Source organism: Chryseobacterium indologenes, assembly GCF_002025665.1.
Classification (GTDB): Bacteria; Bacteroidota; Bacteroidia; order Flavobacteriales; family Weeksellaceae; genus Chryseobacterium; species Chryseobacterium metallicongregator.
Window position 1 is genome coordinate 2999110 of the sequence record NZ_CP018786.1, and the last position, 13164, is coordinate 3012273.

Annotated in this window: 16 protein-coding genes; 2 read left to right on the forward strand and 14 right to left on the reverse strand. The window is 32.1% G+C overall.

Translation table 11 applies throughout. The features are described from left to right. Window positions 1-22: 22 nt before the first annotated feature. The 10 genes from traM to BUE84_RS13635 all read right to left on the reverse strand — a co-directional run bounded on the left by traM (window position 23) and on the right by BUE84_RS13635 (window position 9610). Window positions 23-1180: a conjugative transposon protein TraM gene (gene traM / locus BUE84_RS13590; RefSeq protein ID WP_079242091.1), complete on the reverse strand. Its 1158-nt coding sequence runs from the start codon at window positions 1178-1180 to the stop codon at window positions 23-25. Between the two features lie 3 nt (window positions 1181-1183). Next, window positions 1184-1591, reverse strand: a complete 408-nt coding sequence (locus tag BUE84_RS13595; RefSeq protein WP_158521364.1) for a M23 family metallopeptidase — start codon at window positions 1589-1591, stop codon at window positions 1184-1186. A gap of 135 nt (window positions 1592-1726) precedes the next feature. Next, on the reverse strand, window positions 1727-3415 hold the full coding sequence (locus tag BUE84_RS13600; protein ID WP_158521365.1) for a type IV secretory system conjugative DNA transfer family protein: 1689 nt from the start codon (window positions 3413-3415) through the stop codon (window positions 1727-1729). Window positions 3416-3784: 369 nt separating this feature from the next. After that, complete coding sequence (locus BUE84_RS13605) at window positions 3785-4471, reverse strand: hypothetical protein (RefSeq protein ID WP_079242094.1); 687 nt, start codon at window positions 4469-4471, stop codon at window positions 3785-3787. Between the two features lie 42 nt (window positions 4472-4513). After that, on the reverse strand, window positions 4514-4741 hold the full coding sequence (locus BUE84_RS13610) for a hypothetical protein (RefSeq protein ID WP_145953250.1): 228 nt from the start codon (window positions 4739-4741) through the stop codon (window positions 4514-4516). A 211-nt stretch (window positions 4742-4952) separates the two neighbouring features. Continuing rightward, the gene (locus tag BUE84_RS13615; RefSeq protein ID WP_079242096.1) at window positions 4953-5252 is read right to left on the reverse strand and encodes a hypothetical protein; all 300 of its coding nucleotides are present in this window, start codon (window positions 5250-5252) and stop codon (window positions 4953-4955) included. Between the two features lie 204 nt (window positions 5253-5456). Further along, complete coding sequence (locus BUE84_RS13620) at window positions 5457-5777, reverse strand: hypothetical protein (protein WP_079242097.1); 321 nt, start codon at window positions 5775-5777, stop codon at window positions 5457-5459. A 179-nt stretch (window positions 5778-5956) separates the two neighbouring features. Beyond that, window positions 5957-6919: a hypothetical protein gene (locus BUE84_RS13625; protein ID WP_145953251.1), complete on the reverse strand. Its 963-nt coding sequence runs from the start codon at window positions 6917-6919 to the stop codon at window positions 5957-5959. 573 nt (window positions 6920-7492) lie between these two features. Further along, window positions 7493-9061, reverse strand: a complete 1569-nt coding sequence (locus BUE84_RS13630) for a T9SS type A sorting domain-containing protein (protein ID WP_079242099.1) — start codon at window positions 9059-9061, stop codon at window positions 7493-7495. 282 nt (window positions 9062-9343) lie between these two features. Continuing rightward, window positions 9344-9610: a T9SS type A sorting domain-containing protein gene (locus BUE84_RS13635; protein ID WP_158521366.1), complete on the reverse strand. Its 267-nt coding sequence runs from the start codon at window positions 9608-9610 to the stop codon at window positions 9344-9346. A gap of 1 nt (window position 9611) precedes the next feature. On the opposite strand from BUE84_RS13635, the gene BUE84_RS24835 reads away from it, so the two are divergent. Together BUE84_RS24835 and BUE84_RS24840 are read left to right on the forward strand one after the other, a co-directional pair. Continuing rightward, window positions 9612-9800 carry a response regulator gene (locus tag BUE84_RS24835; RefSeq protein ID WP_238594260.1) on the forward strand — a complete coding sequence of 63 codons (189 nt, stop codon included), beginning with the start codon at window positions 9612-9614 and terminating at the stop codon, window positions 9798-9800. Between the two features lie 343 nt (window positions 9801-10143). Further along, window positions 10144-10242, forward strand: coding sequence for a hypothetical protein (locus BUE84_RS24840; protein WP_238594428.1), 99 nt, complete (start codon window positions 10144-10146; stop codon window positions 10240-10242). Between the two features lie 49 nt (window positions 10243-10291). On the opposite strand, the gene BUE84_RS13645 is transcribed toward BUE84_RS24840, so the two are convergent. From BUE84_RS13645 to BUE84_RS13660, 4 genes are all read right to left on the reverse strand, one after another. After that, complete coding sequence (locus BUE84_RS13645) at window positions 10292-10729, reverse strand: DoxX family protein (protein ID WP_079242101.1); 438 nt, start codon at window positions 10727-10729, stop codon at window positions 10292-10294. Between the two features lie 60 nt (window positions 10730-10789). Next, window positions 10790-11533 carry a DUF2063 domain-containing protein gene (locus tag BUE84_RS13650; protein ID WP_079242102.1) on the reverse strand — a complete coding sequence of 248 codons (744 nt, stop codon included), beginning with the start codon at window positions 11531-11533 and terminating at the stop codon, window positions 10790-10792. Beyond that, a complete protein-coding gene (locus BUE84_RS13655) occupies window positions 11523-12359 on the reverse strand; it encodes a DUF692 domain-containing protein (protein ID WP_079242103.1) in 837 nt (278 codons plus the stop codon). Before BUE84_RS13655 ends, BUE84_RS13650 begins: the two co-directional genes overlap by 11 nt. 79 nt (window positions 12360-12438) lie before the next feature. Then, window positions 12439-12753: a hypothetical protein gene (locus BUE84_RS13660; protein ID WP_079242104.1), complete on the reverse strand. Its 315-nt coding sequence runs from the start codon at window positions 12751-12753 to the stop codon at window positions 12439-12441. Window positions 12754-13164: the final 411 nt, after the last annotated feature.

The following is a 13164-nucleotide window of genomic DNA, read 5'->3' on the forward strand; positions in this document are numbered from 1 at the left end:
AATACCATTTTATAAGACTTCTCTAATTAGAAACAGAGTTATTATTGGATGCTCTTATATTGATCCATAATTGGTATTTTTTAGGTAAAAACACTCTTTTTTTCTCAAATACTTCTTTGCTGATTTCTTTCCCAGCTGATAAAATTGCCAGGTTTCTGGCCTCTTTTAAATCAATCCCAGTATTATTACCTCCTAAAATAGAACCGTTTGCATTTGTTCCTCTTTCAATGGCGTAATCAAAAACATCTTTCGAAACTGTTGATGGTATTTTAAGCCAGGAATGATTATTCATATGAATACCTTCTCTTCCATCATAGTCGTAAACTCTAAAGTTTAACAGATAAAGAACATTATCTTTTTTATAACTTTCAATATCAATATTAATACGGTCTTCGCCTAAAGATATTCTTCCATAAACAATTGTATTCTTAGGAATTACCAGTCCACCCGGGACATCTGTAAGCCTCATATCTTCTTTTATTCTGATAGGAATAATACTTTTGTCTAATATTCTCTTCTGCTCTATAGTTTCTGAAGGAATCAGCTGTAAAACCTTCTTATTACTTCCTGCTGTTGTTCCCTGGAAAAAATTCTTTTGATCTCTATTATCATTTTTAGCCAGATTCTTTTTATTTTCTCTGTTTTTTGAAGTATTAACAGAATCTACAGAATTGCCAGAGACTGCGTTTTCCGCTAATCCTGAACGAATCTTATTCTGAAGCTCAAATATTTTGTTCAAACTATTTTCAGAATCAGAACCATAGCCTGAACCATAACCAGAATTGGAAGGATAGCTCCTTTCTTGTGAAGAAATTTTAGATAAAGCTTTCATGTAACGTTCCTGCCGTTTGGCATAGTCATTTTCTTCACTCTGCCCATCAAAATTCTGCATTTGTTCCTGCAATAATTTTTCATCTTCCGGAAATTCGGTATCTATACCATACTTTCCATCTTTTGAAAAATACTTCTTTAAATCCCTTTCATCCTGATTATAAATTTCTAATTTTGATTTTTCTTCAAGCTGTTTCTCATCTACATTGGGAGTTAAAATCAATTTATCATTGGACTCCTTCATTTTTGGGAAGAGTATGAGGCTCATAATCAAAATAAGAATCCCTAAGGCAGCCACAAAAACAACCCCAATGATGATCTTTTTTTTCTTGTCTAGATTTGCAAACATATTTTATAAACTATTATTACACATAATATTCAGAAACAATAAAGGGTCTATTCTTTTACCTTCAACTATTATTTCATAATGTAGATGGGGTCCTGTAGAATGTCCTGTATTCCCACTTAATCCTATCAGTTGTCCAGGCTTTACATATTCACCTTTTCCAACAAATAGGGCCATTAAATGTCCATATCTGGTTCTAAAACCTCCTTGGTTATCAATTAAAATTGTATTTCCATATCCTCTTTCGTATGTTGAACTTAATACGATACCGTAATAGGTAGAAAAAACAGCAGTTCCTGTAGGTACAGAAAAATCAACACCTTGATGCTTTTTAATTACTCCATCAATAGGATGTTTTCGATATCCGTAATGGGATGAAACAATTTTGTCATAGGATTCCACCGGTGGTATCATCTTTTGTGATTTTATTTTTTGACAGGTAAATACTATAAGAAAAACAACATACACAGGAAGTAACCTGTTTTTTCCGCTAAATACTCTATACATAAGAAGTTACCATCATTATACATTTATTTCAATTACAAAAAATCAATCCTCCTGAGTGGCTATATCTGACAGTGGCTCACTGGCCATATCTGCTTCTTCCTCCTGGGAAATTCTATATAATTCGTTTTCAATAAGAATATCTACCTCTTTTACAATTCTTTCAAAATTTCCATTCAGAACCTCATTGATCATTTCTCCTTCTATGATTGTTGGGATCTCCTTCTTGATCTGATCTGTACGCTTCTCTACTTCTATTTTTCCCCTAAAAATCTTTCTGTTGATTTCTTCTCCGAAATTATCAGCAACAACCCCTACAAACTCTCCCTGAGAAAGCTGAGATATAGTAGATACCGGAATGGCATACTCCAAATTCTCATTGATAGAATATGAATTATTGGTATCTATTGTTACGTTTTTTAATTTTTGTTTTTTCTTTCCAAATATTTCCTGAAGCTTGTTTGCCGTCTCACTTCTTACCGAACCGCTGAAAATATTTCCTACGATATTAAATATGGTTTCAGCTACTTTATCACCGTAATCTCTCTTCAGCTGTTCAAGATCCTGCATTCCAATGGTTGTAGAAACTTTATTGGATCTCGCCGTTGCAATCAGGTTATCTAACCCCATAAAATACATGGTTGGTAACTCATCCAATATGACCGAACAAGGCTGCCTTCCTTGCTGATTAATTTCTTTTAGAAGTTGGGTAACCACAAGCCCTAAAGCAGGAGAATTAGTGGTTTGGGTACTTGGTGAGTTAGCAATAATTAATATGCATGGACTTTCCGGATTATTGATACTTAATGAAATATTCTCTTCAGGGAAAACATTATTTCCCATTACCCAAAACAATTCCTTTGTTGCCAACTGAGACAGAGGTATTCTCGCAGAAGCCGTCTGACCTGAAAGCTGCTCATAAGCCTGCTTTGCCAAAGCATCTGCAAAAGGAGTCATAAAGAACCTTAGTTCTGAGTATTTCCCAAAAACTTTAAATACTTTTTCATCCGGCAAAGAAGCTAAAGATATGGCATGAGGCAACGTACAAAACTTCCCATCTTCATAAATTCTCAAAAAATAAATACAGGCTGCGAAATAGGAAATAGCAGATTGAGCAAAAAAGTCTTTTTCTGTAATCCATTCTTTATTCAAATTAAATAAGATGGTTTGTGATGCTTCAATGGCATCTGCTGCTTTCCTTATCAGTTGAGGATCCAGAGGATTCACAAAATTGGATTTCTCCAAATCATCTAAAGAAACTACACAAAAACGAGGTTGAATGTTGTATTTTTCTTTATAATATTCATAAAAAGCAAATGTTTCTTTTGCCAGTGCAGGAAATTTGAAATCATACACCATCATTGAAAACTGCTTTTGAATATGCTGTCGGATATACTCTTCAACCACAGAGTAAGACTTTCCTGATCCCGGAGTTCCCAAAACCATCGTGGCCCTAAAAGGATTTACTACATTAATCACCCCATTTTCTGTTTTAAAATTCACAGAATAAGGGTTTTTCTTAACGACTTTCTCTTGTTCAAAAATTAGATTCTTGTCATTAAATTCATCCTTCTTATCATAAAAATTGAAGAATTTTCTGAGTTTTAAAAATCCAACGATATAAATAATATAAGACGTAAAAGATATAATAGTATAAGATATAATCTCGATCTTCAAAACCGATACGCTTAAGAAAATAATAAGAGATATCCCTGCTACTATAATATTCTTCATAAAAGAAGAATTTTCTCCTACCTCTCTCTTAACTTCAAAACCAAAGCAACAAAAGGTAACAATAGTAAGGCTTAAAGCCCTTAATAATAAAGGATTCTTAATGAGGGGGAAAGTTTTAAATAACTTTATGATGAATATATTGATATATTCGTTACCCAAGTTTCTCTGCGCTACATAACTATATTTAGAATAATAAATATCTACTAAAACCAATAGTATACTTACTAAAAAAGAGAATATAATTAAAATATCTAAAGAATATTTATCATTTTTCATTATATACAAATTACTATGGAATCCAATTGTCGGAATTCCAAATTATCTACCAGTACTTATTCATCAAAAAGGATTTCAGCATACTATACTGTATCAGTTATCCTCTGTATTAAGAGGGGTTTCCTCTTGTACATTATTGCCAGCATCATGAGCTGAAGCCTCTTCGAATCCTTTACTTTTGAATAGATAGTTTTCAATAAGTAAACCATGAGGATTATTTTCAGTTCTTGCCACATTATATAAATCAAATGAAGCATAGAACAGATTTTTTGTACTCACATTCTGGTCAACTCTGGAAACACTGAGTTTCCCATAAACAGATGCGTGATAAGGATATTCTTTATCATTAACTTTTATAGAATCTATATCTAGTTTTTGAACTAAATTTTGAGATTGTATCCTCGCAAAATGTCCGTTTGCTTTAAGAGATAAGTACAATTGTTTACCAGAGTTTCCGATCAGATAAAGTGCTTCATTAATATTCTTATCATAGCTAAATTGATCATAGCCAAAAAATAATCGATGAAATACTTTAATATGATTTTTAATCTCAGGTAATCTATAATTTTCATAGTCCTGATCATTATTCATAGAATTTGCAATTGCAGCTTGCCCTTTTTCAGTTAGAACATATATCTTTTTAGTAAAAACTTTACTTACATAAACAGCCCAGATTCCACTAGAAACAATCGCTATTACTGTGATAAAAAAGCTAAGAAATAAAGCCTTTTTAATTAAAGAATAAGTAGAAGGAATTTCACGTAATTTTTTTAAATCCATTGTTTTTTTATATTGATAAATTATGATACAGATAAAAGCCCTCTATCTGAATATTTTAACTTTAAAAGAAGCTTTTCTACAATTTTCGCATAAGAAAGATTGCCTTTCATCCCCATTTTCTGATAGTAAAGCAAGCTTAACATTTTGGTTACTTTTGCACTTTATACACCTGATATCATTATCTAATGCTTTATTTTCTGCTTCCATTGAAGCAAACTTCACTCTTTCTTCTTCAATATTTGAAGAGGTAAGAAAAGATTTAAATTCCATAGTTAAATTAAAGGTGTTCTTGATGGGCATAGTATGAGAATACATGCCACAAGCAAAATTTTAAGAAAAAGTAATTGACAAGATGATGTTGAATAATTTTACATTGTAAAAAGTCTCACAGAGATAGATCGTGTTAATTTTAGAAAAAAGCTATATAGACTACTTAGTACATATAGCTTAAATCTAACAATACTATTTAAAAAACTCTATATTAGATGAATACATGAGTAATGACATCAACCAAGCCGAAAATAGCTAAACCTATTACAAAACGGACAAAATTCTTTTGAGCCTGTTCATTACCTTGCATATATTGAACAAATATCAGAAAAGCACCAACAATTGCAAAAGCAGCAACACCAGCGTTCAACGAAGTTTTAAGAGTCTGTGTCCACCCAGCAATTTTCGTATCAATTGTTCCTGCACCTCCTCCTGTTTGGGCGTATAATAAACTCCCCATTGGCAATAATAATGCAATAAAATTCCTTCTATTAAATTTCAAATTTTTCATACTATTATATTTTTTTTAAACTAAATTTTAATTTTATTTGTTTATGTTGATCTGTATCCGGAATATCTGTTGAAAATTTAGTATTCCTGTTTTTTTGTCACCAGCATCCCGTAGAATGATGCTATTCCATAAAATTTTTGACAAATAAGGTATTGAATATAAGCTCAATGACTCTATTCAGATCAATTAATGATTTGTAATACCTCAGTTACTATTTTTCTTAAATCCTTTGCTGTCTTTTGATTTTATACTAATCAAATTTTCCAATTTCTCATCAAATCTGATACATTGTACTCCCATCTTAAAATCAAAAAAAAACTCTTTAAATTCTCCTTTTCTAGGATACTTTTTTATTATGTATAAATAAATAACAGGAATTACTAAAAACACTAATGATAATAATACCTTCTTAAATACAATAAAAAGGAATAGCATTAAACATATAACAACTATCATAGCGGTAATTACAGGATAACCAAAGATTAAAGGCGTCCTTTCCAATGTTTTTGGCGTTTTATATTCCATACAAGTTGTGTTTATTTTATTCGAAAAAGTTCTTTATCATTACAAAAAATCACTTGGGAAACAATCTATTTTTCTCAGCTTACAATTCACTCTTGTGAGTATATAAATAAGCGGTAGATTATATAGAAGTATCCTATCTATAGTATATTTTTTGTCTGTGTCTTTATTATTCAATATTTTTAACGCAGTTTTGGTCCTTTAGGAGGAAGTGCAGGAGCTACCTCAGACTCGACTTTAGGAGCTCTGGCAGGAAGTTTTGGTGATTTTGGAGGAAGTTTTGGTGCGACTTCAGGTTTATTCTGAGTTTCTGTAAATCTTGAAAGGTCAATTTTATTTTTACCTGATCTAACTTCATATGCGTTTGCATAAAGACCTTCACCTGCATTTGAATATATGTCTTCTCCCGCATTGGCATATATACTTTCTATAGATGACGCATTTTTCTTACCCTTACTTTGTTCAGATTTCGCTACTTGTTGGATAAGCGTTTTTTCAACTTCAGTAGTAAGCTTTTCCAAATCAATTCCTTTCGTTGCTAAAATCCCGATATTATTCGGGTTTCTACTTTTGGTAAATACTTCAATATTTTCCTTACTATCATCAACAAAAATATTATGAACAGTACTCAATTCTTCAATACTTGATTTTTGTGCTTTTTCATATTTTTTTATTTCCGCATCCTTACTTTTAGCCATTACAATCCTATCCTTACTAATAGGAACAGCAATCATTGGAATATTGTTTAAGTCAGTTAAACCCCTTGTTTCATATACTGCTTTAATTGCACCCGGAAAAAGAGAGGCAGTTAATACAACAACATCAACACCTTGATTTTTACTTTTTTTAACAAATTCATTCAAACCCTTTGCATCAAAAAAGTTAAATGTTTTTTCAGGCTTTCCAGTTTTTTCCGCTTCTTCTTTAGCGGCATTTTTAGCATTTATCAATGCAGCCTGTACAGCATACTTGGAACTTGGTGTAAGGGGATCTTTACCCATAAGCTCTTTCATTAACTGATCTTTTGCTAATCCAGGAAGATCATTATCTTGATACTTATTTGTATATTTCATGATCGCATTATGTAGATGACCATCAAATTGGGTATTATCAAAGTCTAAAAATACATTTGTTTTCGTTTTCATTTTTTGTACTTATTTCTTAATACTGATATTTACATTATTGTAGTCGATAGAATTTTGAAATCCTGACAAAAAATTTTTATTTTTTTTCAACACACTCACAACCATCGGATTATGTTATTTATTAAAAATAAAAAAGTAAATGCGCTTATGCAATACAAGCCTGGAGAAACGACAGAACTCAACTTACAGTATTTTTGAATTCCCATTGTAAATCCTTGGATTTATTTATATAACCAATTGAATAGAAAATCTCAATTGGAAAATCCGAGAACATGTCCCAATAAATATCTTTCAAGAAGGCCAGCCCATTGCACAATATTTAATTACAGTTGCCTTATTACTTAATAACATAATAATTTTCAAAATTAAATGATTTAATAATCCATCAAAAAACAACGCTGTAAGAATAAACAGTCAAGCATGTAGTTTTTATTCATTTTAAGAATATGAATAAAAATTACACTGCTATCAACATGCAGCTGTCATTAATAAATATTTCTCTACAAAAAAATGGATGGCCATAACAGCCATCCACATACAGTTGATAAATATGAAGTTGATTCTAAAATAGTCCTATTTTTTAAGGAATTTAGCGGATGATTGGCTGCCATCGGTAAATACAACATTTACCATATAGTTTCCGGTCATCAATTTCTGCACATTAATTTTTACACTTTGTCCTTCTAAAGAAATCTGCTCAGTGTGGAATACTTCCCTACCCATCGTATTAACAACGGATACTGCTTTTACTTTTTTATCAGATGATACTTTTACATTCAGGTAGTCCACAGCAGGAGCAGGATATACTGAGATAGAGCTAATTGATTTTGAGCTATCTGCATTTTGAGAAACAGAATTTCTTGAAGCATATCCAGGTGCATCTCCTAAAAACCACTCTTCGTAAGCTGCTCCAGACTTAGTTCCTAAAACGATTTTGGCGCCATAGTCATTGGATGAGCCTTCTATTGTAAGATTTAAGCCAGATCTTACATCCTGAATATAGTAAGTTCCATCCCATGAACCTGTTGGCAATATTCGAAATCTTTGATTAGTATCATTTGGATAAGCTATATTCTGCCCCGCGGTAATTTTACTCCCGGCATTAGTCCCTATACTTCCAATTACAACATTATTGGACTGGCTTTTAAATTTATAATAGCCGTACATATCTGTGCTTATAGTGAATGTGTTAGATCCACCAGAGGTTGATTTTTGAATCAAATCACCATTGGTGTTAATGGTAAATACATAACCAGATTTTTTATTGATTAAATATTTAGGACCATTAACAATTCTACGCATTTCAGTAAGTTCAATACCATTGGTATATTCTAAGCTGGTATTATTAGGATCCAGTGCGGACTGCAATGTTTTGCCTACTAAATACTCATTAATACTTTCTCCATGTTGCCAAGCTCCTGCTAATGTAATGCTAACAGCCTCTTTTTGTGTATAAGAAGGGTTCAGAGTCTGGCCTTGTGAATTATATACTACAGCCTTTGTTCTTTTGTTCTCATCAAATATCGGTGAACCGGAAGTATTACTAGCTCCTTGGTATCCACTAACTGTTGGTATAAGTGTCACAATCAGTTTTTTACTGTTATCATAAATTACTGGAGCTTGTAACTTATTAAATGTTCCTATTTTCTTTGTATCATTATAATTTGGAAAACCTATGTATGCCCCTGATTGAGGAGCTGTATCCTGGCGATCCCATCCATTGAGATAAATTTTTGATAAATCCAAGCCTGGAATAGTGGATAAATCAGTGATAACTTCCGCAACGGCATAATTATAAGGTTCCTGATAACTTCTCGCAACTGGCTTTATGATAACCGAAGCCTTAACAGGAGGATTGATAACACCTCCTGTACATGTTGTATTTTCTGCCCCAAATGTCAAATCTGTCTCAATATTCTGTCCCATAATATAGTCATTCATTGCAGTACGGGAAGTTAATAAGTAAATTTTACCATCTCCATTATTGATCAAACTTCCCACGGAGTTCCATGAGAATTTAACAACAGCATCTTTTTGCTTTTGTAATGCTGCTCCTTCCGGACAATTTACATTTACTTGTTGTGCGCCCACTAACTGAAGGCCCATACCACAAAGCATTACGTTAATAATTATTTTTTTCATGTGATTAAAATTCTAAATTGTTTTTAGTTGTATTAATACTGTTTTGCATGCGGCAAGTAATAATATTTCAAAAATATGGGATTTAATAATCCATCAAAAAACAACGCTGTAAGAATAAACAGTCAAGCATGTAGTTTTTATTCATTTTAAGAATATGAATAAAAATTATACTGCTATCAACATGCAGCTGTCATTAATAAATATTTCTCTACAAAAAAATGGATGGCTATAACAGCCATCCACATACAGTTGATAAATATGAAATTAATTCTAAAATAAATCCTATTTTTTAAGGAATTTAGCAGATGATTGGCTGCCATCGGTAAACATGACATTCACAATATAGTTTCCGGTCATAAGCTTTTGCACATCAATTTTTACACTTTGTCCTTCTAAAGAAATCTGCTCAGTGTGGAATACTTCCCTACCCATCGTATTAACAACGGATACTGCTTTTACTTTTTTATCAGATGATACTTTTACATTAAGGTAGTCCACAGCAGGAGCAGGATATACCATATTGAACTCATGATTTTTTGGTATATTCATTTTGAGAGAAAGCCTGGAAATCATAAATTTCTCAGTTACACATTATAATAACAGCCAGCAAGCTTATGATCATTATATTAATAAAAAGCCGGACACTATTGTTTTGGATGTTATGATGCGTAAGAAAGATTGGGTTTCACTGGCATCCGAAATCCGAAAAACAGACCAGCTCACACCTATCATTTTTTAACTGCCAAATCTCAGGTACAAGATATCTTTAATGGCTTTCAGTGTGGAAGAAATGACTATTTGAAAAAACTATTCAGTATGGAAGAGCTTATTGTGCGTATTCATACATTAAACCGTATTGATCAAAAAGTGGATGAAAGTAAATTCAATATTGGAATTTACTGCTTCAACTATACCAAATAAACCTTACAATACGATGATCTTATTTTTAATATTACCTACAGAGAAGCTGAGGTTTTAAAACTACTGTTGGAACATAAGAATGAAATTATTGATAATCATATACATTACAACAAATATGGGGTGAAGATGGCTTTTTTAATGGTCGTAGTTTAGATGTTTTCATTTCCAGAATCAGAAAAAAATTACCTTATGATGCATCTATTCAGATTACCAATGTAAGAAGCAGATATATAAACTTATCAATTAACTCTATTTTTTAGCTCTTAAAATTTCTCAATTGAACTTTTAAGAAATCTAAAGAAAATAAATTTAATTTTTAATCCTATTTAATTTAAAAAGTTGATCCAAACTGTATTTTCCAGCACCAAAAGATAAAAGCGCAAGGAGCATCAGAATATAATATAACGGAATTTCAAATCCATTGTCTCCCGCATCAAAACCATTTTCCCAATGTACGGTAACAATGGCTACAATCATCGTAATAATCAAGGGAATTGAAATCCATCTGGTAAGCAGACCTAAGGTCAACAGAATCACTCCTAAAAGTTCTGTTCCAGTTGCTAAATAGGCATTTAATAAAGGTAAGGGAATATTAATACTCTTAAACCAAGCTGCAATACTACCAATATCCTTTACCTTCATCATTGCCGGATTAAAAAAACCGTATGCCAGCACCAGTCGTAAAGCCAATAAAACAAAATCTTGTATTTTATAAGACCTGTTAATTATTTCTTGTATTTTTTTCATTGATTTGATATAATAATGTTTAGAATAGAAGATGACAACACTTCTTTATTAAATTAAATGCTACTTATTCCGATATCCTAAAAAAAGTGTATTCTGTAATGCAAACTGTTCAAAATCATGATATAATTTCATCACTTTTTCTCCGTCATTATCGTACTTGGCAAGCAATTCTATGAAATCTTTTCTGCTAAAACAGCCTTCGTTAGCTTTTAAAATAATTTCCACAAAAGGATAAGAGAGATCGTTGAAATGTATTTGTTTGGTATAAAAGTCCCGATGGACAGATACAAAATACTGACCTCTGTCTTCTTCTGTAATTTCTTTCACATTTTTTAAATGAATAGGATATTCTGTAGATAAAATCTTAATTTCCGGATTGGGAATAATTTCATCTTCCTGCATTCTTTTTTCTATGCTGAATTCATCAATGGGTAAATCCTCCATCATAAAAACTTCAATCTCCAGCCATTCATACTGTAGAAGCGCAGCAAGGAAAGCAAACCTTTTCTTAAAAGGGAAATTGTGCTGCTGATAATAATCTGAAAACTCCTGTGGAAGTTTCCACACCTGAGGAGTTTGACATTTGTGGTGTTCAAAAAAATATGATACCATTTTTTTCCATCTTCTTTTACCTATTAATTTCCTTGTCATAGGAAATGCTCTTTTCAATGTATCTTTTATCACATTATATACCAGCCTTCTGTAATGAAATGTATGCTCCTGAATACTGGTTTGTGGTTCATCTAAGCCGGTTCTGCAATACAAGGCAAGATCCGTTTGAAGGGAAAATGTTTTATTGTGCATTTATAGCAGTATATTGAGGTTTTAGAATGTCATTTTTTATTACTCTCAGCATATCAATTTCATGTTGTAAATTCTCCAGTTCCGGAATATTAAAGTCTCTTTCCAAAAGAACAGGTACATCTTTATTTATTTGCCCTATAGTCCATCCAAATAAGTCATACACAGGATCAATGATATCTCCTCCGTGAGTATCTATAATTAAATATTCATTCACTTGATAGTGACCTGCCATATGGATATATTTCACCTTATCTAAGGGTATTTTTTGGATAAATTTCTTCGCATCATACGTATGATTGAACGCATTAACAAATACATTGTTCACATCCAGTAACAATTCGCAGCCAGTTCTGTTTACAATTTCATTGATGAAATCTTCTTCTGACATTTCAGCTTCTAAAACAGTATAATAACTTCCATTTTCCAAAATCAATGGCCTTTTCAAAATATCCTGAACCTGAAGAATGTTTTCAGAAACCCGCTCTATTGCTTCTTGGGTAAAAGGGATAGGCAATAAGTCGTACAAATGGGCATTATCCACTTTAGAGAAAGTAAGATGTTCGGAATAAAGTACAGCTTGAGTGTCTTCCAAAAACTGCTTTACCTTTTTCACAAAATCCTTATCAACTCCTTCCGGACTGCCTATAGAAAGAGATAGTCCATGACAATAAAGCGGGTATTTTTCCAGGACCTGCTTTAATTCCTGTTTCCAATATCCTCCGACTCCTAACCAGTTTTCAGGTGCTACTTCTACAAAATCAGGTCGCAAAACATCCGTATTCAAAAATGCTTTCGAGAATTCTTTTCTATATCCAATTCCTACCATAATTTTATATTTTACTTAAGTCTATCTACTTAAAAAAAATCGACAGACCTATTGTACAAGTCTGCCGATTCCAAAAAAATTATTTAGATGATGTTGTTTTTTTTGTTTTTTTTGTTTCATTCTTAGTTTTTTTACCTCCACATTTCCCTTCACCACACTTTCCTTCACCACATTTCCCTTCTTTAGTTTTGGCTTCTGTTTTTTTACCTCCGCATTTTCCTTCAGAAGTTTTTTTACCTCCACATTTAGCTTCAGCACTTTTTTCTGTTTTACCTCCACAAGCCGCTTCTGTAGAATGTATTTCCATTGATTTCACACTAGCAAAAGCTATATTTGTTCCTAATGTAAACGCTCCTAAAGTCAGAGCTCCTAATAAAATTGCTGGTTTTTTCATTATTTAAATTTTTAAAATTATGTAGCATTATTGCTTCTTACATATTAATACCGGAAAACATAAAAAAAACCAAAAAACTGAACAGCACTTGAAAAAACATAACCATCTTCAGCTTGCCTTTATAGGACTTTTCATTTTCAGTACCAAGATTGATTTCTTCTGTATCGTTATTTAACTATTCTATTATTACAAACAAAAATCGGGATGATATCTTAGTATATTTATGAAGCTGGCTATACTTATTCATTACTGAGTTTACATAGCCAGTTCTCCCTAAAACCAAATACTATTTTATTTTTTTTCATCTTATCCCACTCTCTTATCCCCTTGCCTCAGATATGTTCTTAAAACGCGAATAGAGGGAGGTATCTGAGGCCGATAAAGAAAGGGGAAATAAGATTTATGATTTTT

Excerpts from the sequence above, each read along its gene's own strand:
- traM (WP_079242091.1), bottom strand. The coding sequence starts at position 1,180 with ATGTTTGCAAATCTAGACAAGAAAAAAAAGATCATCATTGGGGTTGTT.
- BUE84_RS13595 (WP_158521364.1), bottom strand. The coding sequence starts at position 1,591 with ATGATACCACCGGTGGAATCCTATGACAAAATTGTTTCATCCCATTAC.
- BUE84_RS13600 (WP_158521365.1), bottom strand. The coding sequence starts at position 3,415 with ATGAAGAATATTATAGTAGCAGGGATATCTCTTATTATTTTCTTAAGC.
- BUE84_RS13605 (WP_079242094.1), bottom strand. The coding sequence starts at position 4,471 with ATGGATTTAAAAAAATTACGTGAAATTCCTTCTACTTATTCTTTAATT.
- BUE84_RS13610 (WP_145953250.1), bottom strand. The coding sequence starts at position 4,741 with ATGGAATTTAAATCTTTTCTTACCTCTTCAAATATTGAAGAAGAAAGA.
- BUE84_RS13615 (WP_079242096.1), bottom strand. The coding sequence starts at position 5,252 with ATGAAAAATTTGAAATTTAATAGAAGGAATTTTATTGCATTATTATTG.
- BUE84_RS13620 (WP_079242097.1), bottom strand. The coding sequence starts at position 5,777 with ATGGAATATAAAACGCCAAAAACATTGGAAAGGACGCCTTTAATCTTT.
- BUE84_RS13625 (WP_145953251.1), bottom strand. The coding sequence starts at position 6,919 with ATGAAAACGAAAACAAATGTATTTTTAGACTTTGATAATACCCAATTT.
- BUE84_RS13630 (WP_079242099.1), bottom strand. The coding sequence starts at position 9,061 with ATGAAAAAAATAATTATTAACGTAATGCTTTGTGGTATGGGCCTTCAG.
- BUE84_RS13635 (WP_158521366.1), bottom strand. The coding sequence starts at position 9,610 with ATGAATATACCAAAAAATCATGAGTTCAATATGGTATATCCTGCTCCT.
- BUE84_RS13645 (WP_079242101.1), bottom strand. The coding sequence starts at position 10,729 with ATGAAAAAAATACAAGAAATAATTAACAGGTCTTATAAAATACAAGAT.
- BUE84_RS13650 (WP_079242102.1), bottom strand. The coding sequence starts at position 11,533 with ATGCACAATAAAACATTTTCCCTTCAAACGGATCTTGCCTTGTATTGC.
- BUE84_RS13655 (WP_079242103.1), bottom strand. The coding sequence starts at position 12,359 with ATGGTAGGAATTGGATATAGAAAAGAATTCTCGAAAGCATTTTTGAAT.
- BUE84_RS13660 (WP_079242104.1), bottom strand. The coding sequence starts at position 12,753 with ATGAAAAAACCAGCAATTTTATTAGGAGCTCTGACTTTAGGAGCGTTT.